Annotated in this window: 22 protein-coding genes; 17 read left to right on the top strand and 5 right to left on the bottom strand. The window is 55.5% G+C overall.

Annotated elements, in window-relative coordinates; translation table 11 throughout:
• The first annotated feature begins 60 nt into the window (after window positions 1-60).
• Complete coding sequence (locus AAIG26_RS06390; protein ID WP_017458816.1) at window positions 61-282, top strand: DUF2754 domain-containing protein; 222 nt, start codon at window positions 61-63, stop codon at window positions 280-282.
• On the opposite strand, the gene ddlA is transcribed toward AAIG26_RS06390, so the two are convergent.
• Complete coding sequence (gene ddlA / locus AAIG26_RS06385) at window positions 283-1,383, bottom strand: D-alanine--D-alanine ligase (protein ID WP_020456716.1); 1,101 nt, start codon at window positions 1,381-1,383, stop codon at window positions 283-285.
• Between the two features lie 108 nt (window positions 1,384-1,491).
• Between ddlA and AAIG26_RS06380 the strand changes: the two genes are divergently transcribed.
• The 6 genes from AAIG26_RS06380 (at window position 1,492) to AAIG26_RS06355 (ending at window position 7,691) form a co-directional block, all read left to right on the top strand.
• A complete protein-coding gene (locus AAIG26_RS06380; protein ID WP_020456717.1) occupies window positions 1,492-2,175 on the top strand; it encodes an extensin family protein in 684 nt (227 codons plus the stop codon).
• 169 nt (window positions 2,176-2,344) lie between these two features.
• Window positions 2,345-3,535: a multidrug efflux MFS transporter gene (locus AAIG26_RS06375; protein WP_045509319.1), complete on the top strand. Its 1,191-nt coding sequence runs from the start codon at window positions 2,345-2,347 to the stop codon at window positions 3,533-3,535.
• 261 nt (window positions 3,536-3,796) lie between these two features.
• On the top strand, window positions 3,797-4,057 hold the full coding sequence (iraP, locus tag AAIG26_RS06370; protein ID WP_017458820.1) for an anti-adapter protein IraP: 261 nt from the start codon (window positions 3,797-3,799) through the stop codon (window positions 4,055-4,057).
• 87 nt (window positions 4,058-4,144) lie between these two features.
• Entirely contained in the window at window positions 4,145-5,575 is a 1,431-nt protein-coding gene (gene phoA / locus AAIG26_RS06365; protein ID WP_020456719.1) for an alkaline phosphatase, read from the top strand.
• 90 nt (window positions 5,576-5,665) lie between these two features.
• Window positions 5,666-5,986 carry a phosphate starvation-inducible protein PsiF gene (psiF, locus tag AAIG26_RS06360; protein WP_020456720.1) on the top strand — a complete coding sequence of 107 codons (321 nt, stop codon included), beginning with the start codon at window positions 5,666-5,668 and terminating at the stop codon, window positions 5,984-5,986.
• A gap of 181 nt (window positions 5,987-6,167) precedes the next feature.
• Complete coding sequence (locus AAIG26_RS06355) at window positions 6,168-7,691, top strand: FAD-dependent oxidoreductase (protein ID WP_343180245.1); 1,524 nt, start codon at window positions 6,168-6,170, stop codon at window positions 7,689-7,691.
• Between the two features lie 35 nt (window positions 7,692-7,726).
• Here AAIG26_RS06355 and proC read toward each other — a convergent pair whose 3' ends face one another.
• Complete coding sequence (gene proC / locus AAIG26_RS06350; RefSeq protein ID WP_020456722.1) at window positions 7,727-8,533, bottom strand: pyrroline-5-carboxylate reductase; 807 nt, start codon at window positions 8,531-8,533, stop codon at window positions 7,727-7,729.
• Window positions 8,534-8,666: 133 nt separating this feature from the next.
• Here proC and AAIG26_RS06345 point away from each other — a divergent pair, with 133 nt between their 5' ends.
• The 5 genes from AAIG26_RS06345 to ppnP all read left to right on the top strand — a co-directional run bounded on the left by AAIG26_RS06345 (window position 8,667) and on the right by ppnP (window position 11,434).
• Complete coding sequence (locus tag AAIG26_RS06345) at window positions 8,667-9,128, top strand: YaiI/YqxD family protein (RefSeq protein WP_020456723.1); 462 nt, start codon at window positions 8,667-8,669, stop codon at window positions 9,126-9,128.
• Window positions 9,129-9,399: 271 nt separating this feature from the next.
• On the top strand, window positions 9,400-9,924 hold the full coding sequence (gene aroL / locus AAIG26_RS06340; protein WP_020456724.1) for a shikimate kinase AroL: 525 nt from the start codon (window positions 9,400-9,402) through the stop codon (window positions 9,922-9,924).
• Window positions 9,925-9,974: 50 nt separating this feature from the next.
• A complete protein-coding gene (gene yaiA, locus AAIG26_RS06335) occupies window positions 9,975-10,166 on the top strand; it encodes a protein YaiA (protein WP_017458827.1) in 192 nt (63 codons plus the stop codon).
• A gap of 217 nt (window positions 10,167-10,383) precedes the next feature.
• On the top strand, window positions 10,384-11,061 hold the full coding sequence (locus tag AAIG26_RS06330) for an AroM family protein (protein WP_020456725.1): 678 nt from the start codon (window positions 10,384-10,386) through the stop codon (window positions 11,059-11,061).
• An 88-nt stretch (window positions 11,062-11,149) separates the two neighbouring features.
• Entirely contained in the window at window positions 11,150-11,434 is a 285-nt protein-coding gene (gene ppnP / locus AAIG26_RS06325; protein WP_017458829.1) for a pyrimidine/purine nucleoside phosphorylase, read from the top strand.
• Between the two features lie 45 nt (window positions 11,435-11,479).
• On the opposite strand, the gene rdgC is transcribed toward ppnP, so the two are convergent.
• The gene (gene rdgC, locus AAIG26_RS06320) at window positions 11,480-12,391 is read right to left on the bottom strand and encodes a recombination-associated protein RdgC (RefSeq protein WP_044489799.1); all 912 of its coding nucleotides are present in this window, start codon (window positions 12,389-12,391) and stop codon (window positions 11,480-11,482) included.
• A 99-nt stretch (window positions 12,392-12,490) separates the two neighbouring features.
• On the opposite strand from rdgC, the gene mak reads away from it, so the two are divergent.
• Complete coding sequence (gene mak / locus AAIG26_RS06315) at window positions 12,491-13,399, top strand: fructokinase (RefSeq protein ID WP_045509305.1); 909 nt, start codon at window positions 12,491-12,493, stop codon at window positions 13,397-13,399.
• 33 nt (window positions 13,400-13,432) lie between these two features.
• Here the strand turns inward: mak and sbcC are convergent, their stop codons facing one another.
• Both sbcC and sbcD read right to left on the bottom strand, forming a co-directional pair.
• Window positions 13,433-16,573 (bottom strand): exonuclease subunit SbcC, encoded by a 3,141-nt coding sequence (sbcC, locus tag AAIG26_RS06310; RefSeq protein ID WP_343180244.1) that lies wholly within the window; start codon window positions 16,571-16,573, stop codon window positions 13,433-13,435.
• Entirely contained in the window at window positions 16,570-17,772 is a 1,203-nt protein-coding gene (gene sbcD, locus AAIG26_RS06305; protein WP_160271104.1) for an exonuclease subunit SbcD, read from the bottom strand. The genes sbcC and sbcD overlap by 4 nt, the downstream gene beginning before the upstream one ends.
• A 198-nt stretch (window positions 17,773-17,970) precedes the next feature.
• Between sbcD and phoB the strand changes: the two genes are divergently transcribed.
• The 4 genes from phoB to proY all read left to right on the top strand — a co-directional run bounded on the left by phoB (window position 17,971) and on the right by proY (window position 23,142).
• Window positions 17,971-18,660 (top strand): phosphate response regulator transcription factor PhoB, encoded by a 690-nt coding sequence (phoB, locus tag AAIG26_RS06300; RefSeq protein WP_007373472.1) that lies wholly within the window; start codon window positions 17,971-17,973, stop codon window positions 18,658-18,660.
• Window positions 18,661-18,681: 21 nt separating this feature from the next.
• Complete coding sequence (phoR, locus tag AAIG26_RS06295) at window positions 18,682-19,980, top strand: phosphate regulon sensor histidine kinase PhoR (protein ID WP_020456730.1); 1,299 nt, start codon at window positions 18,682-18,684, stop codon at window positions 19,978-19,980.
• A 406-nt stretch (window positions 19,981-20,386) separates the two neighbouring features.
• Window positions 20,387-21,706, top strand: a complete 1,320-nt coding sequence (gene brnQ / locus AAIG26_RS06290; RefSeq protein WP_097406309.1) for a branched-chain amino acid transporter carrier protein BrnQ — start codon at window positions 20,387-20,389, stop codon at window positions 21,704-21,706.
• An 83-nt stretch (window positions 21,707-21,789) separates the two neighbouring features.
• On the top strand, window positions 21,790-23,142 hold the full coding sequence (proY, locus tag AAIG26_RS06285; RefSeq protein ID WP_343180243.1) for a proline-specific permease ProY: 1,353 nt from the start codon (window positions 21,790-21,792) through the stop codon (window positions 23,140-23,142).
• Window positions 23,143-23,534: the final 392 nt, after the last annotated feature.

Raw genomic sequence — 23,534 nt, 5'->3', positions numbered from 1 at the left:
TACGCCACAGACGGTAAGCGGCGGTTGTGCGATGATGCCGTTTTGACTGCCGGAGTTGTCATGAAGCTGCCTGTAAAAATCCGCCGTGACTGGCACTATTACGCGTTTGCGATTGGGTTGATATTTATTCTGAATGGCGTGGTCGGGCTGCTGGGGTTTGAAGCCAAAGGCTGGCAAACCTACGCGGTGGGGCTGGTAACCTGGGTGATTGGTTTCTGGCTGGCCGGGTTAATTATCCGCCGCCGCCCCGAGGACGAGGAGACGGCGGATAAACCGCAGTGATTAGTTATTAACGGTAATTTTCAGCGCGCTGTTAGCCTGATGGCGCGCAATAGCCAGCTCAATCAGGCGCGTGATTAACTCGCTATAACCAATGCCGCTCGCCTGCCACAGTTTCGGGTACATGCTGATATTGGTGAACCCTGGCAGCGTGTTGATTTCGTTAATGATTACGTCGTTTTCCGGCGTCAGGAACACATCCACGCGCGCCATCCCTTCACAACCCAGCGCCTGATAAGCCTGCACGGCAATGCCGCGGATTTTATCGTTGATTGCCGGATCAATGTCGGCGGGCACAACCACCTGAGCCCCGTTTTCATCGATGTATTTGGTGTCGTAGGCGTAAAACTCGCTATTAAGCACGATTTCGCCACAGGTACTGGCCTGCGGTGAGTCATTACCCAGCACGGCGCATTCAATCTCACGGCCTTTGATGCCGGTTTCAACAACTACTTTTTTATCGAATTCAAACGCCAGGTTGACCGCCGCCTGGTACTGCGCTTCATTCGTCACTTTGCTGACGCCCACGGAGGAACCCTGGTTGGCGGGTTTAACAAACAGCGGCAAACCGAGCCTGGCTTGCACATCGCTGAAGCTAATCTGCCCGCGATTGGCGCGAGTTAGCGTGATAAACGGGGCGATGGAAAGCCCGGCGTCGCGTAACAGGCGCTTGGTAACGTCTTTATCCATGCAGGCTGCAGAGGCGAGCACGTCGGAGCCGACAAACGGCAAGTTCGCCAGACGCAGCATGCCCTGTAATGAACCATCTTCGCCCAGCGTGCCGTGAACAATCGGGAAGATCACATCGACATTCGGAAGCGGTGTGCTGTTTTCTGCCTGGATCAGTTGTTGTTGTTGGATCCCCGGCACCAGCGCCACGCTATTTTCCGAGGGGTTTAAGGCGATACGCGCCGGATCGTTGGCGTTTAGCAGGTAATTATTCGCATCGCTGACATGCCACTGCCCCTGTTTATCGATCCCCAGCAGCACCACGTCAAAGCGTGATTTATCCATGGCGTCGACGATATTTTTCGCCGACTGTAACGACACTTCATGTTCCGCTGATTTGCCGCCAAAGACGACCCCTACCCGCAGTTTTGCCATTTCTCCGTTCACTCACACTGAATTCACAAAGCACATACCATAGCACGTCAAAACGCACGATTCGCGGCCTTCTGCCATAATGTTTTCTGGAAACCAGAAGGAGGCGACGTGAGCGGGAAAGGGCTGATTGTTTTGTGCATCCTTCTGGCGGTGATTTGGGTTGGCTACCGCGCGTTGCCGTCTTACTACAACCCGTTTGCGCCGTTGCAGCTTAGCGACCCGCCCGGGCGCATTACGCAGTTCAAACTGCGCCGCTTGCCGCCGCAAGCCTGTGCGGAATTATTGTCGCAGGCGAACCAGCAACGCCTGATCTCGTCGGCTCCGGTTGCCGACAGTGCCGGAGATTGCCCGTTAACCAATGTCGTACGGGTACGCGACTTTGGCGCGGTTAAACTGAGCAGCAGTTTTCTCGCCAGTTGCCCGCTGGCGCTCAGTTCCGCGCTGTTTGTCGAGCAACAGGCGCGGCCACTCACCGAACGCTTTATGGGCAGCCAGCTTACGCGTATCGATCATCTTGGCAGCTATGCGTGTCGCAATATCTACAACCGCGCCGATGCGCGACGTAGCGAGCATGCCAGCGCCGAAGCGCTTGATCTCAGTGGTTTTCGACTGGCGAATGGCCAGTCCGTGACGGTACTGAAGGGCTGGCGGCAGGCGCGAACGCAGCCGTGGCTGCGGGCAATGTTAAGCGCCAGTTGCGGCTATTACGGTAACGGCCTTGGGCCGGAGTACAACGCGGCTCACGCTAACCATTTTCATCTTGGCATGCGCGGCTTTGGCCTCTGTCGCTAAGCATAATCCACTGTCAATAATGGGGTTTTTCCTCCGGGCGGCGGCATGAAACGCAAGCTGACAGATAAAATACCGAAATCGCCGTCACCGCATCTCTGGTGACTCATCGCTGGCGCATTCTTGTTAACCTGTGCGCTGTTTGTCAAAATCTCAACAATTACGCGTACTTATGGAATCCTGGAAGGTCAATCTTATCTCGGTCTGGTTCGGTTGTTTTTTCACCGGTCTGGCCATCAGCCAAATTCTGCCGTTCTTGCCGTTATATGTTGCGCAACTGGGCGTGACGTCCCACGAAGCGCTGTCGATGTGGTCAGGCTTAACGTTCAGTATCACCTTTCTGGTTTCGGCGATTGTTTCGCCCATGTGGGGCAGTCTGGCGGACCGGAAAGGGCGCAAACTGATGCTGTTGCGCGCCTCGTTAGGGATGGCGATCGCGATTCTGTTACAGGCGTTTGCCACCAATGTCTGGCAGTTGTTGATCCTGCGCGGCGTGATGGGGCTGACGTCTGGCTATATTCCCAATGCGATGGCGCTGGTGGCTTCGCAGGTGCCGCGCGAGCGCAGCGGCTGGGCGCTAAGTACGCTCTCCACGGCGCAGATAAGCGGCGTGATTGGCGGGCCGCTCATGGGTGGTTTTCTCGCCGACCATGTGGGGCTGCGCATGGTGTTCCTTATCACGGCGATATTGCTGATCGTGAGTTTCCTCGTCACGCTGTTTTTAATTAAAGAGGGCGTCAGACCCACGGTGAAAAAGGGCGATCGCCTGAGCGGCAAGGCGGTGTTCTCTACCTTGCCGTACCCGGCGCTGGTGATCAGTTTGTTTATCACCACCATGGTGATTCAGCTGTGCAACGGCTCTATCGGCCCGATCCTGGCGCTGTTTATTCAATCGTTGTCACCGCATACCACTAACATTGCTTTTCTCAGCGGGCTTATCGCCGCTGTGCCCGGTGTCTCGGCGCTGATTTCCGCCCCGCGCCTTGGCAAACTGGGGGATCGCATTGGTACATCGCGCATTTTAATGGCGACGATGGCGGTGGCCGTGGTGCTGTTTTTCGCCATGTCGTTTGTCACGTCGCCGCTCCAGCTTGGGATCTTACGCTTTATGTTGGGTTTTGCCGATGGTGCCATGTTGCCCGCCGTGCAGACGTTGCTACTGAAATACTCCAGCGATCAGGTCACCGGGCGTATTTTCGGGTACAACCAATCGTTTATGTATCTGGGAAATGTTGCCGGGCCGCTGATGGGAGCCACCGTATCCGCGATGGCGGGTTTCCGTTGGGTATTTGCCGCCACGGCCGTGGTGGTATTTATTAATCTCTGGCAATTACTGCTGGCGTTTCGCCGGGTAAAACGCTAACGCAACAGGGCCGAAATAATATAAGTCTGCTTCGGCCTTACTATCGTTTTTTCTTATGCAAATAAGCCAGGCGCTTTTTTTTATTTATCGCTAAGCCACTCAAAGGATTTGCCATCGAAGCGGGAGAAACGTTTCGTTACCCCTGTTTTTTAAATGACTATTAAGCGTTGTGAGAAAATCCGCAAAAATAATACATGTATCTACTTTGCAACATCAAAACTCAATGCTAACGTCTTTGAAATCTCGTAAGGAAATAGCGCTATGAAAAATCTCATTGCAGAGTTATTGGTCAAGCTGGCAGAAAAAGAAGAAGAGTCGAAAGAACTGGTCGCTCAGGTTGAAGCGCTGGAAATCGTGGTGACCGCGCTGCTGCGCCAGATGGCGACGACGGAACAACAGGCGTTAATTCAGAGTATTGAAGGGGCGCTGGAAGAAGCCCGGCCGGGAACGCACGTTACCCATCAGGACGCGGAGTTGCTGCAACAGTACGTAAAAAAGCTTTTAAGGCACCCGCGCAGCTAAACCTCTGACGCGCTGCCTGCACTGTCATATCACTGTCATCTGCGCTACCTATAGTCGCTCTGTTTTATTTTCTTTAAGTATTTGTACATGGAGAATATTAAAGTGAAACAGAGCGCATTATTTCTTGCATTATTACCTCTGATGTTTACCCCTGCTATTTATGCCGAAACGACGTCGGCACCGGTTCTTGATAATCGTGCTGCTCACGGCGATATTTCCACGCCTGGTGGTGCGCGCCGTTTAAGCGGTGACCAAACCGCTGCTCTGCGTGATTCCCTCATGGATAAGCCCGCCAAAAATATTATTTTGCTGATTGGCGATGGCATGGGGGATTCCGAAATTACCGCCGCGCGAAATTACGCCGAAGGGGCCGGTGGATTTTTTAAAGGCATTGACGCACTGCCGCTGACCGGCCAGTACACACACTATTCGCTGGATAAAAAAACCGGCAAGCCGGATTACGTCACCGATTCCGCCGCGTCGGCCACGGCCTGGAGCACCGGCGTGAAAACCTATAACGGTGCGCTCGGCGTCGACATTCACGATAAAGATCACACCACCATTCTGGAGATGGCCAAAGCCGCCGGTCTGGCGACGGGCAACGTTTCCACTGCGGAACTGCAAGACGCTACGCCCGCCGCGCTGGTTTCTCACGTTATCTCACGCCGCTGCTACGGCCCGACGGTGACCAGTGAGAAGTGTGCGCTTAACGCGCTGGAGAAAGGCGGGAAAGGGTCGATTACCGAACAACTGCTGAACGCCCGCGCGGATGTCACTTTGGGCGGCGGTGCGAAAACCTTTAGCGAAACCGCGACCGCTGGTGAGTGGAAAGGGAAAACGCTGCGTGAACAGGCGCAGGCGCGCGGCTACCAGCTGGTCGGTGATGCCTCTTCGCTGGCGGCGATCAGCGAAGCTAACCAGGATAAACCGCTGCTGGGGCTGTTCTCTGACGGCAACATGCCGGTGCGCTGGGAAGGGCCAAAAGCCTCGCTGCACGGCAATATTGATAAACCTGCCGTGACCTGTACGCCCAACGCGAAACGCACCGACAGCATACCAACACTGGCGGCGATGACGGAAAAAGCTATTGATTTGCTCAGCAAAAATGAGAAAGGCTTCTTCCTGCAAGTGGAAGGCGCGTCGATCGATAAACAGGATCACGCGGCGAACCCGTGCGGTCAGATCGGCGAAACGGTTGATCTCGACGAAGCTGTGCAGAAAGCGCTGGAATTTGCCAAAAAAGATGGCAATACGCTGGTGATCGTGACGGCGGATCATGCCCACGCCAGCCAGATCATTCCGGCAGATACCAAAGCGCCAGGCTTAAGCCAGGCACTGAACACCAAAGACGGCGCGGTAATGGCCATCACTTACGGCAACTCGGAAGAGGAGTCGATGGAACATACCGGAACGCAGGTTCGCATCGCGGCTTACGGCCCGCATGCGGGCAACGTGGTGGGGCTTACAGATCAGACCGATCTGTTCTACACCATGAAAGCAGCGCTGAATCTGAAGTAACAGCCTCCCGGCGGTAAATCTTTGCTGCCGGGTGGTTTTTTCACCAATTAGTACCATCCTTAAAAGGCACATTAAGAGAAGGATGGTGCTATGAAAATAACATTACTGGTTACCCTCGTTTTCGGTCTGCTGTTTGTCACGGCGTTAAGCGCCGCCGAAAAAACACTGACCCCGCAACAACAACGTATGACCCTCTGCAATCAACAGGCGACGGCGCAAACCCTGGCGGGAGACGCCCGTAAGAAATACATGAGTGACTGCCTGAAAAACACCAAAACTGAGCCCGGACAAAAAAGCCTGACGCCGCAGCAGCAGCGGATGCGCGAATGTAATGCCCAGGCGACGCAACAATCCCTGAAAGGCGAAGATCGCAGTAAATTTATGAGCGGTTGCCTGAAAAAACCGCAATAACGCATCGGGTGAGCATCGCGTTTTGCTCACCCTCTTTTCGGAATTTGCCCCGTCTTTTTACCCGCCCGCTAATCTCTGCCAGGCTTACTTTGTGAGCTTCGTTTTATTTTCCCTTTTCCTCGTGGTTGTGCGCTGTCTGGCGTTACGCCCGTTTTCGCAACACTGACACGGGAGCAAAGCGATGAACTATCAATATGTTACTGAACTGAATGCCTTGCCGGAAAGCCAACCGGTCAAAGTGGATGTCGCGGGCACCTCAATGATCCTTATCCGCACCGGGGCGAAAGTTCGCGCCTTTCAGAGTAAATGCCCGCACGCAGGCGGGCCGCTGGAGAAGGGCGCCGTGTGCGATGGCAAACTGGTCTGCCCGTGGCATAAAGCCGCGTTTGATATCACCAATGGCGAATGGCGTGAACCGCTGGCGCTGCAAAACCTCAAGCAGTATCCGGTGATGCTTGAGCAAAATCGTGTACTGGTGAACCCGCGTCCACTTTCTCCCGCCAGCCATTCGCTTATCCGTGGCGAGCGCCCGCAAACCGCCGTGATCCTGGGAACAGGTGCCGCTGGCAGTGCGGCGGCGATAACGCTGCGTGACGCCGGGTTTAACGGTCACCTGGTGTTGATCGATAAAGAAGATGATGCGCCCTACGATCGCACTGCGCTGAGCAAATTCGTTCCGGCGGGAAAAATGAAAATCAGTGACGTTCCCCACTTACTGGACAGCGCCTTTTACAGCCAGCCCGGCGTCGAAAGCCTGCGTGAAGAGGTGGCGAATATTGATTGCCACGCTCACCAGCTTACGCTTGCCGGTGGCCGACAGATCGCTTTCGACAAACTACTGCTGGCCACCGGCGGCCAGCCAGTATGGCCAGATATTCCCGGCAACCACCTGGCGGGTGTGCATGTGCTGCGTGGTATCCACCAGGCTGAGCGTCTGCTCAATGAAGTCGAACAGGAGCAGCAACTGGTAGTGATCGGTAATAGTTTTATCGCCATGGAACTGGCGGCGGCGCTGCGTAATCAGGATATCGACGTGACGGTGTTATCGCGCCATGCGCTGCCGTTTGTACCGCAGTTCGGTGAGGAGGTGGGGCGGTATTTTATGGATCTGCATAAACAGAACGGCGTGAAGTTTGTTACCGGAGAACCGGCGGCGCTGGAGGGGAACGGCCATGTGCAGAGCGTAACGTTAAAAGATGGCCGTTCCGTACCTGCACACGTAGTGGTGTTTGCCACGGGTGTGCAACCGGTGACCGATATGGCACACGATCTGCCTCATGAAAAGGATGGCAGCCTGACGGTGGATGAAACCTTGAGCGCGGCACCGGATGTCTGGGCGGTAGGGGATATCGCCAGCTACCCGGCCCCGGAAGGGCGTCGTCGCATTGAACACTGGCGTGTGGCGCAGCAGCAGGGACGGCTCGCCGCGCTGAATATGCTGGGTGAACGGCACACCTTTGATCGGGTGCCCTTTTTCTGGACGACTCACTTTGGTAACCGCTTTGAGTATCTCGGTTACACCCGTGAGTGGGACAGTATGAAAATGCTGGGATCGTTTGATAATAAACGTTTTGCCGTGCTCTATGGCGAAGAAGGCGTACTGAAAGCGGTGCTGAGTTGCGGCGAGTACAGTGAAACGGCGGGCTTACTGCTGAAAATGCAGCAACCGATTAGCATGCATGCCGCCAGCGAAATGCTGGCCTGAGAAATCGCGCCACGCGATATCGCGTGGCGCATTAGTTAGCTACTCATTTTGTCAGACTTCGCCATACACGCGGCAATCGCTTCGATCACCGCAGAGCGGAATCCTTTCTCTTCCAGCACTTTTACCGCTTCAATGGTGGTGCCGCCAGGCGAACAGACCATATCTTTAAGCTCGCCCGGATGCTTGCCACTTTCCAGCACCATTTTTGCCGAGCCCATCACCGCCTGTGCGGCAAATTTATAGGCCTGCGCGCGCGGCATCCCGCCCAGCACAGCGGCATCGGCCATCGCTTCGATAAACATAAACACATATGCCGGTGCGGAGCCGCTGACGCCAACCACCGGGTGGATCATCGGTTCGGCAATCACTTCCGCTTCACCAAAGCAGCGGAAGATATTCAGCACATCGGCGGTATCTTCTGGCGTGACCAGCGCGTTAGGCGTTACAGAGGTCATGCCCGCATTCACCAGCGACGGGGTGTTGGGCATAGCGCGGACGATTTTGCGGTCGTGGCCGAGCGCGCGCGCTAACTGATCAAGCGTAACGCCGGCGGCGATGGAGACCACCAGCGTCTCTTTGTTCAGGCTGGAGGCGATATCGTTAAGCACTTTAGCCATAATGTTCGGTTTGACAGCGCCAAAGACGATATCGGCAATCTGCGCCACTTCCTGCGCGCTTTGCGCGGCGTTCACGCCAAACTGGTCATGCAGGGCAGCCACTTTCTCCGGCGACGGGGTATACACCCAGATTTGCCCCGGCAGCACCTGACCGCTGGCAATCAGGCCGCCAACAATCGCTTTTCCCATGTTACCGCAGCCGATAAAACCGATTTTCTTCTCCATCACATCCGTCTCTCTGCTTGTAAATGTTTGTGCGATATAGCTTAACGTGGATTGGCGGCGAGGGCGAAAGGATCTCTCCTTTCCCCGACAGGAAATTAAAGCGACAATGCGCCAAAACCAGAAAGGAGTAACGATGGCGATTTGGGTTGATGCGGACGCCTGTCCGAACGTAATCAAAGAGATTTTATTCCGTGCCGCCGAGCGCACACAGACGCCGTTAACGCTGGTGGCGAACCAAAACCTGCGTGTGCCGCCGTCGCGGGTGATTCGCTCCATCAGAGTGCCTGCCGGCTTTGATGTCGCCGATAATGAAATTGTTCGGCTGTGCGAAGCCGGTGATTTGGTGATAACGGCGGATATTCCGCTGGCGGCGGAAGTGCTGGCAAAAGGCGCGGCGGCGCTGAACCCGCGCGGTGAACGCTATAGCGAGGCAACTATTCGCGAAAAGCTGACGATGCGCGATTTTATGGATACCCTGCGCAGCAGCGGTATTCAAACCGGTGGCCCGGACAGTCTGTCACAGCGGGATCGCCAGCAGTTCGCCGCCGAGCTGGATAAGTGGCTGCTGGCCGACAAGCGCCGCCAGAGCGAGTAAATTCTGCGCATCCCCGTTTGATATGTCACTGTTTGCCGCCTTGCGGGCTTGCCAGCCTGTGTTACATTCAGTAAGGTTGCCGCGACACGTGCTGCCATAGAATCTTTACAGATGAAACCCAGATTAACTCTGGTTTCGCTTGAGTTTTTTATCGGCGCAGACATAAAAGTGTAACGTTAATTTTACGATGAATTTCGTACTAGTTTGGTGATATTATCGCTGTCTTATTTTCCGTCCTGCACTGTGCAGGACCCGGAGGGAACACCTGCTCATGACGCTCCCCATTTTTCTTATCGGCGCACGTGGTTGCGGTAAAACGACAGTTGGTCGGACGCTGGCGCTGGCGCAGGGATGCCAGTTTATCGATACCGATTACTGGTTGCAGGAAAATGCCCAACAGACCATCGCAGCGATTGTTGAACAGGAAGGGTGGGACGGATTTCGCGCACGGGAAACCGCCGCGCTGGAAGCGGTTAGCGCGCCATCACGTGTGGTGGCGACCGGCGGCGGGATTATCCTTCGCGAATACAACCGCCGTTTTATGCGTGAACACGGCGTGGTGATTTATCTCTGCGCGCCGGTCGATGTGCTGGCTGACCGGCTGGAGGCTTTTCCCGAGGAGGGGCAACGCCCGACGCTAACCGGTAAGCCCATCAGCGAAGAGGTCAGTGAAGTGCTGGCGCAGCGCGATGCGTTGTACCGTGAAGCTGCGCATTATGTAGTGGATGCAGCGCAGTCGCCGGATAAGGTGGTGTCTGATATTGAAGCGGCATTGCAACTGGCGCGCGCCAGTTAGCGAAACGTTTGTCTATACTTATTGCTCGACCCGCAAAATGAGGAAGAGCTATGCCGACCAAACCGCCATATCCGCGTGAAGCCCGTGTTGTCGCCGTTGAAAAAGGTGCGAATGGCCCGACAGTGACCTGGTATGAACTGCGCGCCGACCATCCGAAACCGGACACCTTAATTAGTGAACACCCCACCGAGCAGGAAGCTCTGGACGCCAAACGGCGTTATGAAGATCCGGACAAAAGCTAAGCCGCGTCTTGCAGGCTGGATGATTTCCTGAACATTACAAAAAAGGATCTACGTCACGTTTTTAAACTGGCTGAATAATAGCCAGCGGTTACTCTTTTATGGTTACTGGAATTTATATGAACACAGGAGTGGCATGTTCTCTTTACACAACAGCCGTCAAAACGGCGTGATCGAGAGCGAATAAGAACAAGCAGTGATGAAAGGCGGAAAGTAGAAAATGAGCGCGACCTTGGCGATCCTCACCATTGGTGTGGTGCCGGTAAAAGAGATTTTCCCGCTCCTCGCGGAGCACGTTTCAGAAGAGCAGATCACCCATCTCAGCCTGCTGGGAAAAATGGATCCGGATGAGGTGCGACGTGAATACGCCGTTGGTGCCGGGGAGCACGCCATTCCCACTCGATTAAGCGATGACAGCCTCGGGATGGTTTCCCGCGAGAAAGTGGAGCGCGATCTGCAAGGTATCATCGAGGTGCTGGATAACCAGGGTTACGATGTCATTTTGCTGATGAGTACCGCCGATATTCGCGGTTTTGTTGCGCGTAACGCGATTTTGCTTGAGCCGCAGCGCATTATTCCGCCGCTGGTCGCTTCCATTGTTGACGGGCATCAGGTGGGCGTGATGGTGCCCATTCCCGAACTGATGGCGCAGCAAAAGAAAAAATGGCAAGTGCTGGAAAATGAACCTTACTATGTGCTGGCCCATCCTTACCTGGCGACAGAACAGGAATTAATTGCCGCGGGTAAAGAACTTATTGAGCGCGGTGCGGATGTGCTGATGCTGGATTGTCTTGGTTTCCATCAATATCACCGCGATTTGCTGCAAAAAGCGCTGGATGTGCCCGTTTTGTTATCGAACGTGCTGGCCGCGCGGCTGGCATCTGAACTGCTGGTTTAGACCAGCAATCGTGTGAATTTCTCGTGACAGAAGCAAAGCCCGGCCTCTATAGTGTTTTTCCATACATTTTCTTTATAAGGGCCAGTTCATGCTTCAAAGTAACGAATACTTTTCCGGTAAAGTGAAATCCATTGGTTTTACCAGCAGCAGCACTGGCCGTGCCAGCGTTGGGGTCATGGCGGAAGGGGAATACACTTTCAGCACCGCGCAGCCGGAAGAGATGACGGTAGTAAGCGGCGCGCTGAATGTACTGCTGCCGGGCGAAACCGAATGGAAAGCTTACGCCGCGGGTGAAGTGTTCAACGTACCTGGCCATAGCGAATTTCATTTGCAGGTGGCGGAACCGAGTTCTTACCTCTGCCGTTACCTGTAATGCAAAACGCCCGGAAAAACCGGGCGTTTGTCTGTGGGGAAAAGGTTAGCGCTGCGCTTCGCCGCCTAAGCCTTCCACCAGGTTTTGAATCAGCGCCGCCAGCTCGCCGGTCATCAGAATAAAATCGGCATCGAAACGCTGGGCAAAATCTTCGCGATCGATATCTTCGTTCTGATCGCGCAGCTCATCGCAGAATTTCAGGCGTTTTACGGAACCGTCATCGCACATCAGGAACTGGATACGCTGCTGCCAGTCGAGCGCCAGCTTAGTGACCACTTTGCCCGCCTCAATGTGTACGGCGATTTCATCGCTCACCAGATCCTGTTTTTTCGCACGGATCACGCCGCCATCTTCCAGCATCGCTTTCAGCTCTGCTTCGTCCAGCAACTGGAAACCCTGCGCTACCGTACCGGAACGCACCCATTCGGTGAGCGTCAGTTCGATAGGATTTTCCATCGCCAGCGGTACGACCGGCAGCGAACCGAGGCTTTTACGCAGCAGCGCCAGCGTGTCTTCCGCTTTTTTGGCGCTGGCGCAGTCGACCATAATCAGACCATTCACGGTGTCGATCCACATCATGGTCTGGCTGAAACGGCTGAACGCACGCGGCAGCAAGGAGTGCAGCACTTCGTCTTTCAGCGAATCTTTTTCGGTTTTTTTCAGCTTGCGACCCTGCTCGGCTTCAAGACGGGAAATTTTTGCTTCCAGCGCTTGTTTGACTACCGGCGTCGGCAGAATTTTTTCTTCTTTACGCGCACAGATAATAATCTGACCGTTGTTGCTATGGGTCAGCGCGTCGCTGTGTGAACCCATCGGTGGAACCCATCCGGTTTTCGCCATATCCTGACTACCGCATGGAGTAAACGATAGTGGGGCAAGCTGTTTTTCCATCTCTTCCGCACGCAGCGCAACATCGCGGCTGAGACGGTATACCATTAAATTTTTGAACCACAGCATGATTTTTTCCACGGCCTTGTCGTTAAATGCAGCGGGCATGATAGCGAATTGTCGCCGCCGTTGCATTGCTAATGCGTGGTCCACTATGAGGAGTTTGATGTGCGTATCGGTATCGACTTAGGTGGTACAAAAACAGAAATTATTGCGCTGGGCGAACAGGGCGAAGAGTTGTTTCGCCACCGCCAGGCCACGCCGCGTGACTATTGGCAGACCATTGAGCTAATCGCTTCGTTGGTGGATCTCACGGAAAAAGAGACCGGGCAGCGCGGCACGGTAGGCATGGGCATTCCCGGTTCGATTTCGCCCTACACTGGTGTGGTGAAAAATGCCAATTCAACCTGGTTGAACGGTAAACCGTTCGATAAGGATTTGAGCCAGCGGTTAAACCGCGAAGTGCGGCTGGCAAACGACGCCAACTGCCTGGCGGTTTCCGAGGCGGTGGACGGCGCGGCAGCCGGTGCGCAAACGGTGTTCGCGGTGATTATCGGCACCGGCTGCGGTTCCGGCGTCGCGCTTAACGGCCACGCGCACATCGGCGGTAACGGCACCGCAGGCGAGTGGGGGCACAATCCGCTGCCGTGGATGGATGAGGATGAGCTGCGCTACCGTACCGAAGTCCCCTGTTATTGCGGCAAGCAGGGCTGTATTGAAACCTTTATTTCCGGCACCGGCTTTGCCACGGATTATCAGCGGCTTAGCGGCAAGGCACTCAAAGGCCATGAAATCATGCGGCTGGTAGACGAGCAGGACGCGGTGGCGGAACTGGCGATCGGCCGGTACGAGCTGCGGCTGGCAAAATCACTGGCGCATGTGGTGAACATTCTTGACCCGGATGTGATTGTGCTGGGCGGCGGCATGAGCAACGTCGAGCGGCTTTACCAGACCGTACCGGTTCTGCTGCGCAACTGGGTATTTGGCGGTGAGTGCGAAACGCCGATCCGCAAAGCGCTGCACGGCGATTCCAGCGGTGTACGCGGCGCGGCATGGCTGTGGCCGCAGGGCGAATAAACAACAAGGGCGCGGTTGAACGCGCCCTTGTTTTTAACTCACCGCGAATTTCCCGTCGAGTTTGCTGTAGCCCAGCCCGTTAATTTTCTTCACTTTGATCTGCACCGGGATGCGCTCTTTCATCGCTTCCACATGGCTAATCACGCCGATGGTTTTGCCGCTGGCGTTCAGCGCGTCAAGGGCATCCAGCGCCGTATCCAGCGTTTCGCTATCCAGCGTGCCAAAACCTTCATCGAGGAACAGCGAGTCGATGCGGGTTTTATGGCTCACCAGATCGGAGAGCGCCAGCGCCAGCGCCAGGCTGACCAGGAAGCTCTCGCCGCCGGAAAGGGTGCGCGTATCGCGTACCGCGTCCGCCTGCCAGGTGTCGACCACCTCCAGCTCCAGGGCGTCGCTCTCCTTACGTTTCAGCAGATAACGACCATGCAGGCGATTAAGCTGGTTGTTCGCCAGCCAGACGAGGTTATCCAGCGTTAACCCCTGGGCGAATTTGCGGAATTTATCCCCCTCTCTGGAGCCGATAAGCGCGTTCAGATGTCCCCAGTCGTCATACAGCACGCTGGCATGCGCCATCTCCTGCAATACGTTTTGCTGGCGCTTGCGGTTATCTTCGTCCTGTTTCAGCTGTTGGCGGAATTCACCCTGACGAGTGGTGTTTTCCCGAAGCTGGCGCGAAATAGCCTCCAGCGCCAGGCCAATGCTTTCAACCGTGGCATCCGGGGCGAGTGCCGCAGGCGGCTGTGCCTGGTGCGCATTTAGCGCCTGTTCAGCGCTGTTCGCTAGTGCCTGTTTCTGCTGGCATTCGCTGTCGAGCTTCTGGCGTAACTGCTCAAGGCGCTGACGTTCAGGCTCGGTGAGCAGGGCGTCGAGAAAGGCCTGATGATCGGCGAAAACGCTTTTCCCCAGCGCATCGGTAAATTGCTGCTCCAGCGCGCCTGCGGTTTGTTCCTCTTGCGCCAGTTGCTGGTGCAGAGTTTGCCACTGGCTTTGCAGCGCAAGACAGGCATCGTGTACTTTCCGCCAGCCTTCCAGCGCTACTGTCTGCCCGTCGCTGGCGGTGTCGCTTTCCGGTAGCGTCTCAAGGATCGGCGTGAGCTGCGCCATCTTTTCGTGCAGCGCATTGAGCTGCTGCTGTTGGTGTTGCCATTGTTCGGCTTCCTGCGTGCGCGCCGCCAGCCACGGCTCCTCTTCGCCTTCCGCTGGCAGGGTCAGATCCAGCTGCTGCAGCGAGGTCGCCAGTTTTTCACGGCGGGCAACCACAGCTTGTTGATACTGTTCGCTTTGTTGATGAAGTTCGCGGATTTGCAACTGCAGTGTCTGGCGCTGGTTTAGCAAGTAAAGCTGATGTTCATAAGCATCCTGCGCGCTTTGCCAACTGGTAAGCTCGCGATGCGGCTCCAGCGTGACGCTGAGCGCGGCACAGGCTTTTGCCCACTCCTGCAACCAGTTTTGCTCCTCTTGTTGCAGGTTTTTCACTTCGCGCTCATCTTTTTCGTAGCGTTCAGCCAACCCTTTCAGCCGCTCGCCAAGCGCGACGCCATCCTCTTTAACCTGGCGCACTTCCAGGTCCAGCGCGCTGCGCCGTGCCTGATTGACGCCTGGCTCAAGGGTTTGATAATGCGCAATTGCCGGATGTTCAGTTGCGCCACACAGCGGGCAAGGGTGACCCGGTTGCAGACGCGCGCGCTCGCTTTCCAGATCTTTGATGCGGTTTTCCAGCTCGCAAATGGTCGTGACTTCCGTCAGCAGCTGGTTTTTCTCTTTATACAGCTCGCGTTTGCGCGCCAGTTCAGCGCTGATCTTTTCCTGCTCGGCGCGTAAATCAAGCAAGCTCTGCTGGCGCTGCGCCAGCTGTTTGCGCAGCGGAGCAAAACGGGCATGCAGGGCGGTAAGTTGCTGGCGCAGCGGGCGGTTTTGCGCGCACAACGCCATTGCTGCAGCCGTCTCTTCCGCGCTCATTGCCAGTGTCGATTCAGGCAAGGTGCGCAGTTTCGCCTCGTGAGTCTGCACACGCTGTTGCAGTCCGAGCCACTGTTTTTTCTCTTCTTCCAACTGGTTGAACAACACGCGCCAGCCGGTTAATTCGTTCTGCCAGCGCTCAAAACGGGCATTCTCAGCAAGCCAGCTTTCCAGCGTTTTCTGCGTTTTCTGCAATGTTGCATGCTGCTGCTGGGCGCTAAAACGAATGTGTGCGCGCTGTAACAGGCTGGCATGTAAGCGAGTATTTACTTCTTCGCTTTGTGCGCGGGTGCGAACCAGCGCTTTACGCTGCTCCTCAAGCCGATCCCATAGCGGGCGCAATTGCAGCGCCGGTTGCGCACGTTCCAGCGCCGCTAATTGCGGCTGGGCACCGGCCAGCGCCTGCTGAGCCTGTACCAGTGCGGCCTGCGCACGTCCGCGCGCGGCGCGTAACTCCGCGTCGCGGTTCAGCCAGTTGGCCTGCTCCTGTATGTCGCGCTGCCCTGCCAGCAAACGTTGCTCTTCGTCAGTAAGCGCCTGCAAACGTTGCGCAAGCTGCTGGCGCTGCTCATCACTGAGCAGTTCCACGCCTTTTGCCTGCGCCTGCAACTGCTCCAGCCGGGTTTTCGCCGCTTTGTGTTTTTCAAACACCATGGCGGAAATCTGGCCGTAAATCTCGGTGCCGGTCAGCTCTTCGAGCAACTCGGCGCGTTCGCGCGGCTTCGCGTTGAGGAACGCGGCAAACTGCCCCTGCGACAGCAGCATAGAACGGGTAAAGCGGCCATAATCCAGCCCGGTCAGTGAGGCGGTAAGATCAAGCTTATCTTTCACTTTATCGGCAAGGATTTTGCCATCGGCGCAGGCCGCCAGCTCAACGCGCGGGGCTTGCAGGTTGCCATCCGGCAGCCCGCGGGCGCGGCTCTGGCTCCAGAACGCGCGGTAGGCGACGCCTTTCACTTCAAACTCCACCTCGGCCAGGCAGTCGGCCGTATCGCGGGTCATTAAATCGTTTTGCGATTGCGAAAGGGTGCTCAGGCGCGGTGTTTCGTGGTACAGCGCCAGGCAGATAGCGTCGAGCAGCGTGGTTTTCCCCGCGCCGGTCGCGCCGGTAATGGCGAATAAACCGTTACTGGCAAACGGCTCTTCGGTGAAGTCTATTTTCCACTCGCCTTTAAGCGAGTTCAGGTTTTTTAGCCGCAGGCTCAGGATTTTCATGCTTCATTCTCCTCATCCAACGCCTGGCGCGCTTCGCTAAACAACGTGTGTAACCGTGCATTTTGTGTGTCGTCGAGTTCTGCCAGCGCAAGGCGGCGGGCAAACACCTCTTCCACTTTTAATTCGTTTAAGGTTTCGCGTAACTCGCCGGAAAGAATTCGCTCGCGCTGCTCGCGGCTGCGGCGCACCAGCAGCACTTCGACCGGCAAATCTTCGGTTACCAGCTGAATTTTGCGTTGCATATCCGCCAGATATTCATGGCTTTCGATTTCAATATCCAGCCAGACGGGGGGCTCTGCGGGGGCATTACGCCACTGTTCTAACTGACGGCAGATTTCAGCGAAATCGCCTTTGATCACCGCTAACGGTTGGGTTGCCGGCACCTCCAGCGCCGTGACATCGGCGAGCTTACCTTCGGCGAATGTCACCAGATTAACGCTTTTGCTTTTCCCGGTTTCATCAAAACTCAACGCAATGGGCGAACCGCAGTAACGGATGTGCTCAAGGCCGCCAATCTTCTGCGCGCGATGAATATGGCCGAGCGCGAGGTAATCCACAGGGGGAAAATTTTGTGCAGGGAAGGCGTCTAACGTGCCGATATAAATATCACGCACCGCGTCACTTTTACTGGCACCCACCGTGGTTAAATGGCCGCTGGCGATAATCGGCAGTGGTTTGTCACCGCGCAGTTCACAGGCCTCAGTAAATTGTTGTTGATAGTAATCGGTGATCGCCGCCAGTAAATGCTGCTGTTTTTGTTGCCCGGAAAGCCCCGCCTGGCTAACGGTAATGTCGCGCGGGCGTAAAAACGGCACCGGGCAAAATACCGCGCCGGGTTCGCCATCGCGGCGCTTTAGCAGGAACGGCCTGGCGCCTGCACTGGCCACCACGGTGGTTTTCAGGTAGGCGAGGATCTCTTTTGATTCATTCAGCGTGGCCACGGAATCGTGGTTTCCCGCCAGCACGATAAGCTGGCAGCCCGTCTGCTGGAGTTTGACCACAAAGCGGTTGTAAAGCTCGCGGGCGTAGCTTGGCGGGGAACCAGTATCAAAAATATCGCCTGCGACAATAATGGCATCCACCTGATGCGTTTCGGCGGCGGCGAGCAGCCAGTCGAGAAAAGCGTCATGTTCGGCGGCGCGGTTTTTACTGTAGAAGTTTTGACCCAGATGCCAGTCTGAAGTGTGAATGATGCGCATAGCGGTTCCATGGCGAAAAAGCGTAAAGCAGATTATAAACATTAAGCAGATGAGGGACATAACCGAACGCAAATTTGCGTTGTCACACGGCCACCGGGCGGGTCATATAGCGGTCATCTTATTCATAAATCTGTCATAAAACTGACGCATAATGGCGCCGCTACATATACTGACGACTTAATTAAAACAGGGCGAATTATGGCGAGACGAATTCTGGTCGTAGAAGATGAAGCACCAATCCGTGAAATGGTGTGCTTCGTGCTCGAGCAAAATGGTTTTCAACCGGTGGAAGCTGAAGATTATGACAGCGCGGTGAACCAACTTAACGAACCCTGGCCCGACCTGGTTTTACTGGACTGGATGCTGCCTGGCGGTTCTGGCATTCAGTTTATTAAACATCTTAAACGCGAAGCGATGACCCGTGATATTCCGGTGATGATGCTGACCGCGCGCGGGGAGGAAGAGGATCGCGTTCGCGGTCTGGAAACGGGGGCGGACGATTACATTACCAAGCCATTTTCACCGAAAGAGCTGGTCGCGCGTATTAAAGCCGTGATGCGCCGTATTTCACCGATGGCGGTGGAAGAGGTGATTGAAATGCAGGGGCTGAGCCTCGATCCTTCCTCTCACCGCGTGATGACCGGTGAAAATCCGCTGGATATGGGACCGACAGAGTTTAAACTCTTACACTTCTTTATGACTCACCCGGAACGTGTTTATAGCCGCGAACAGCTGCTGAACCACGTATGGGGAACCAACGTTTACGTTGAAGACAGAACCGTGGACGTGCATATTCGCCGTCTGCGCAAAGCGCTGGAACACAGCGGCCACGATCGTATGGTGCAAACAGTGCGCGGCACGGGATATCGTTTTTCGACCCGTTTCTGAAATTTGACAGGAGTGTGACGCGTGCTGGAACGGCTGTCATGGAAAAGGCTGGTGCTGGAGCTCCTCCTTTGTTGTATCCCCGCCTTTATTCTCGGCGCGATTTTCGGTTACCTGCCCTGGTTTTTGTTCGCCGCGGTAACCGGGTTGCTGATCTGGCATTTCTGGAATTTACTGCGTCTTTCCTGGTGGTTATGGGTCGATAAAAGCATGACGCCGCCGCCGGGAACCGGAAGCTGGGAGCCGCTACTTTACGGGCTACACCAGATGCAGATGCGTAACAAAAAGCGCCGCCGCGAACTGGGAAATTTGATCAAACGCTTTCGCAGCGGTGCGGAATCGCTGCCGGATGCGGTGATCCTCACCACGGAAGAAGGGGCGATTTTCTGGTGTAACGGTCTCGCGCAGCAGATGCTGGGGCTGCGCTGGCCGGACGATAATGGCCAGAATATCCTTAACTTGCTGCGCTACCCCGAATTTACGAAATACATCAGGAACCAGGAGTTTGGCCGACCTCTGCACCTGGTGCTTAATAATGGGCGGCATCTTGAGATCCGCGTCATGCCCTACAGCGAGCAACAACTGCTGATGGTGGCGCGCGATGTGACGCAAATGCACCAGCTGGAAGGCGCGCGGCGTAACTTTTTCGCTAACGTCAGCCATGAACTGCGCACCCCGTTAACGGTGCTGCAGGGCTACCTGGAAATGATGCAGGAGCAAACGCTGGAAGGAGCGCCGCGCGAAAAAGCGTTGCACACCATGCGTGAACAAACGTCGCGGATGGAAGGGCTGGTGCGTCAGCTACTCACGCTGTCGAAAATCGAAGCCGCACCGACGCTACCCCCTAACGAAACCATTGATGTACCGATGATGCTGCGGGTTGTCGAACGGGAAGCGCAAACTCTCAGCCAGCAAAAACACACGTTCACGTTTGACGTGGATAACACGCTCAAAGTGCTCGGGAATGAGGAGCAGCTGCGTAGCGCAATCTCTAATCTGGTGTATAACGCCGTCAACCACACGCCAGCGGGCACACACGTTATTGTGCGCTGGCAGCATGTACCGCAGGGCGCCGAATTTAGCGTGGAAGATAACGGACCGGGCATTGCCGCAGAACATATTCCGCGCCTGACTGAACGTTTCTACCGGGTGGATAAAGCCCGCTCGCGGCAAACCGGCGGCAGCGGTCTTGGATTGGCGATTGTCAAACACGCGGTAAATCACCACGAAAGCCGCCTTGATATCGTCAGCGAGCCGGGCAAGGGCACTCGCTTTAGCTTTGTTCTGCCGGAACGTCTGGTTGCCAAAAAAGCCGCTTCCTGAAGGCGCTGTCAGCATATCTTTCCAGCGGCCTGCGAAAACAGGCCGCTTTCCCGCACCGTCTACCACAGCTGAAACGTATTTTGTACGTCTGCTGCTTTTTTGTTCGCATGATCAGCCATGTGTTTTTCCTATAAATGGAGTATTTGACTGCCTGTTTTTTGCAATGCAGCATAACCATCTGGTTTTGCGATCCCACCTTGCCTTTAAACGTTATAAGCGTTTAAATTGCGCCCCATACATTGTCAGACCGACTGTGTTTACGTGGTAAATCGAAAAACTATTCTTCGCCACGTTGTACATAAAGCATTTCCCGCTGATTTTTCACGCAATTGGCGTTTTATTGTTCGGTTGGGAAAGGCCAATAATTCATCACTTTACGACACCACATCCACAGGCAGTAAAACTTATGACCCATCACTTAAAACCACGAGACATAGTTGCTCTGGGCTTTATGACCTTTGCCCTCTTCGTAGGCGCAGGTAACATCATTTTTCCTCCGATGGTCGGCTTACAGGCGGGTGAACACGTCTGGACGGCGGCGTTTGGCTTTCTGATTACCGCTGTGGGTTTGCCGGTGCTCACCGTTGTCGCGCTGGCGAAAGTGGGTGGTGGCGTCGATAGCCTGAGCACGCCGATTGGTAAAGTGGCGGGGGTTCTGCTGGCGACGGTTTGCTATCTGGCAGTTGGGCCACTGTTTGCGACGCCGCGTACGGCAACCGTCTCGTTTGAAGTCGGGATTGCACCGCTGACTGGCGAAGGCGCAATGCCGCTGCTGATTTACAGCGTGGTTTACTTCGCGCTGGTGATCCTGGTGTCGCTCTATCCGGGCAAACTGCTTGATACCGTGGGTAACTTCCTTGCCCCGTTGAAAATCATCGCGCTGACTATCCTCTCGATCGCCGCGATTGTCTGGCCGGCGGGTTCCATCAGCCATGCGCTGGACGCCTACCAGAACGCCTCTTTCTCCAACGGTTTCGTCAACGGCTACCTGACGATGGACACCCTGGGTGCGATGGTTTTCGGCATTGTGATTGTCAACGCGGCGCGTTCGCGCGGCGTGACCGAAGCGCGTCTGCTGACCCGTTACACCGTTTGGGCTGGCCTGATGGCGGGCGTGGGTCTGACGCTGCTTTATCTGGCGCTGTTCCACCTGGGTTCAGACAGCTCTTCGCTGGTTGAACAGTCTGCCAATGGCGCTGCCATTCTGCATGCTTACGTTCAGCACACCTTTGGCGGTGCGGGCAGCTTCCTGCTGGCGGCGCTGATTTTCATCGCCTGCCTGGTGACGGCGGTTGGCCTGACCTGCGCCTGTGCCGAGTTTTTCGCGCAGTATCTGCCGCTCTCTTATCGTGCGCTGGTGTTTATTCTGGGTATCTTCTCGATGGCGGTGTCCAACCTCGGGTTGAGCCACCTGATTCAGATTTCGATTCCGGTGCTGACGATGATCTACCCGCCCTGTATCGTACTGGTGGTGCTGAGTTTTACCCGCTCCTTCTGGAACAGTTCAACACGCGTTATCGCACCGACCATGTTTATCAGCCTGCTTTTTGGTATCCTTGACGGCGTGAAAGCCTCCGCGTTTGCTGAACACCTTCCTGCCTGGACACAGCGCTTGCCGCTGGCGGAGCAGGGACTGGCCTGGTTGATGCCGGGTCTGGTGATGGTGATTCTGGCCGCAATCTGGGATCGCGCCGCCGGACGGCAAGTGACTTCCAGCGCGCATTAACAGCAGCAAACACGGTTTGTTTAACCACGGGGTACGCGCTCCGTGGTTTTTTATTTTTGTGTTGAATAATGGCAGTGGAAACGATGGAAAGTACTAATAAGCTGAAGCGTGGGCTAAGCACCCGCCACATTCGCTTTATGGCGCTGGGTTCAGCGATTGGCACCGGGCTGTTTTACGGCTCCGCAGACGCCATCAAAATGGCCGGGCCAAGCGTGCTGCTGGCTTACATTATTGGCGGTGTCGCCGCGTATATCATTATGCGTGCGCTGGGCGAAATGTCCGTGCATAACCCTTCTGCCAGCTCCTTCTCTCGCTACGCGCAGGAAAACCTCGGCCCGCTGGCTGGTTATATCACCGGCTGGACCTACTGTTTTGAAATCCTGATTGTCGCCATTGCCGATGTGACCGCTTTCGGCATCTATATGGGCGTCTGGTTCCCGACGGTGCCGCACTGGATTTGGGTGTTGAGCGTGGTGCTGATTATCTGCGCCATTAACCTGATGAGCGTGAAGGTGTTCGGCGAACTGGAGTTCTGGTTCTCATTCTTCAAAGTCGCCACGATCATCATCATGATTGTCGCCGGTTTCGGCATCATCATCTGGGGCATTGGCAACGGTGGCGAACCGACCGGCATCAGCAACTTGTGGAGCCACGGCGGCTTCTTCAGCAATGGCTGGCTCGGCACGGTGATGGCGCTGCAAATGGTGATGTTCGCCTACGGCGGTATTGAAATCATCGGTATCACCGCCGGTGAAGCGAAAGATCCGGAAAAGTCGATCCCGCGCGCCATTAATTCAGTGCCGCTGCGCATACTGGTGTTCTACGTCGGGACGCTGTTCGTGATTATGTCCATTTACCCGTGGAACCAGGTAGGAACAGACGGCAGCCCGTTTGTGCTGACCTTCCAGCATATGGGCATCACCTTTGCCGCCAGCATTCTTAACTTTGTGGTACTGACCGCCTCGCTTTCCGCGATCAACAGCGACGTGTTTGGTGTCGGGCGTATGCTGCACGGCATGGCCGAGCAGGGAAGCGCGCCGAAGATGTTCGCCAAAACCTCGCGCCGCGGTATTCCGTGGGTAACGGTAATGGTGATGACGATCGCGCTGCTGCTGGCGGTCTATCTGAACTACATCATGCCGGAAAATGTCTTCCTGGTGATTGCTTCGCTGGCGACCTTCGCCACGGTGTGGGTGTGGATCATGATCCTGCTCTCGCAGATTGGTTTCCGTCGCCGCCTCTCCGCTGATGAAGTGAAAGCGCTGAAATTCAAAGTTCCGGGCGGTGTGGCCACTACCGTTGCCGGGCTGATTTTCCTCGTGTTTATTATCGCGCTGATTGGCTGGCACCCGGACACCCGCATCTCGCTGTATGTCGGTTTCGCGTGGATTGTGTTGTTGCTGATTGGCTGGATGTTTAAACGCCGCAAAGCCTGATAACCAACCGTGCCGGATAAGCGGTATGCTTATCCGGCAGCGCTTGTGCCGCTGGTGATGATGTTACTGGCGGCCGTTATTTTTCTGCCTGAAGCAGGGTGGTTTGCGCCGGTATCAATGACGCAGCCGCAAATTCATTAGCCTCTCTGCGGCCTCCGCGCTCTTCTTTCAAACGCCATAAAAGGCCTTTCTCTCTCCCGGAGCAGCGTGGCTGTTCAGTTTAAATCACTTATTCATCTATAGTTTTTATCAAGATACAAGCGCGTCTGTCTGCGATTCCGGGCTGCCGCACGGCGAGGGCTGGCGACCCTCTCGCCAAATTCCATCTGCGCCCTCTCTCTCACCCCCGGAAAAAAGCGGAAAGAAGGAGGCAGGGCGAGAATCGCTGTGGA

The sequence above is a fragment of the Kosakonia sp. PSU_27 genome (genome assembly GCF_039409795.1).
Taxonomy (GTDB): Bacteria; Pseudomonadota; Gammaproteobacteria; order Enterobacterales; family Enterobacteriaceae; genus Kosakonia.
Note: the sequence above shows the minus strand (reverse complement) of the source record. Positions and strands in the feature narration are given on the sequence as shown.

Excerpts from the sequence above, each read along its gene's own strand:
- AAIG26_RS06390 (WP_017458816.1), top strand. The coding sequence starts at position 61 with ATGAAGCTGCCTGTAAAAATCCGCCGTGACTGGCACTATTACGCGTTT.
- ddlA (WP_020456716.1), bottom strand. The coding sequence starts at position 1,383 with ATGGCAAAACTGCGGGTAGGGGTCGTCTTTGGCGGCAAATCAGCGGAA.
- AAIG26_RS06375 (WP_045509319.1), top strand. The coding sequence starts at position 2,345 with ATGGAATCCTGGAAGGTCAATCTTATCTCGGTCTGGTTCGGTTGTTTT.
- iraP (WP_017458820.1), top strand. The coding sequence starts at position 3,797 with ATGAAAAATCTCATTGCAGAGTTATTGGTCAAGCTGGCAGAAAAAGAA.
- phoA (WP_020456719.1), top strand. The coding sequence starts at position 4,145 with ATGGAGAATATTAAAGTGAAACAGAGCGCATTATTTCTTGCATTATTA.
- psiF (WP_020456720.1), top strand. The coding sequence starts at position 5,666 with ATGAAAATAACATTACTGGTTACCCTCGTTTTCGGTCTGCTGTTTGTC.
- AAIG26_RS06355 (WP_343180245.1), top strand. The coding sequence starts at position 6,168 with ATGAACTATCAATATGTTACTGAACTGAATGCCTTGCCGGAAAGCCAA.
- proC (WP_020456722.1), bottom strand. The coding sequence starts at position 8,533 with ATGGAGAAGAAAATCGGTTTTATCGGCTGCGGTAACATGGGAAAAGCG.
- AAIG26_RS06345 (WP_020456723.1), top strand. The coding sequence starts at position 8,667 with ATGGCGATTTGGGTTGATGCGGACGCCTGTCCGAACGTAATCAAAGAG.
- aroL (WP_020456724.1), top strand. The coding sequence starts at position 9,400 with ATGACGCTCCCCATTTTTCTTATCGGCGCACGTGGTTGCGGTAAAACG.
- yaiA (WP_017458827.1), top strand. The coding sequence starts at position 9,975 with ATGCCGACCAAACCGCCATATCCGCGTGAAGCCCGTGTTGTCGCCGTT.
- AAIG26_RS06330 (WP_020456725.1), top strand. The coding sequence starts at position 10,384 with ATGAGCGCGACCTTGGCGATCCTCACCATTGGTGTGGTGCCGGTAAAA.
- ppnP (WP_017458829.1), top strand. The coding sequence starts at position 11,150 with ATGCTTCAAAGTAACGAATACTTTTCCGGTAAAGTGAAATCCATTGGT.
- rdgC (WP_044489799.1), bottom strand. The coding sequence starts at position 12,391 with ATGCTGTGGTTCAAAAATTTAATGGTATACCGTCTCAGCCGCGATGTT.
- sbcC (WP_343180244.1), bottom strand. The coding sequence starts at position 16,573 with ATGAAAATCCTGAGCCTGCGGCTAAAAAACCTGAACTCGCTTAAAGGC.
- sbcD (WP_160271104.1), bottom strand. The coding sequence starts at position 17,772 with ATGCGCATCATTCACACTTCAGACTGGCATCTGGGTCAAAACTTCTAC.
- phoB (WP_007373472.1), top strand. The coding sequence starts at position 17,971 with ATGGCGAGACGAATTCTGGTCGTAGAAGATGAAGCACCAATCCGTGAA.
- brnQ (WP_097406309.1), top strand. The coding sequence starts at position 20,387 with ATGACCCATCACTTAAAACCACGAGACATAGTTGCTCTGGGCTTTATG.
- proY (WP_343180243.1), top strand. The coding sequence starts at position 21,790 with ATGGAAAGTACTAATAAGCTGAAGCGTGGGCTAAGCACCCGCCACATT.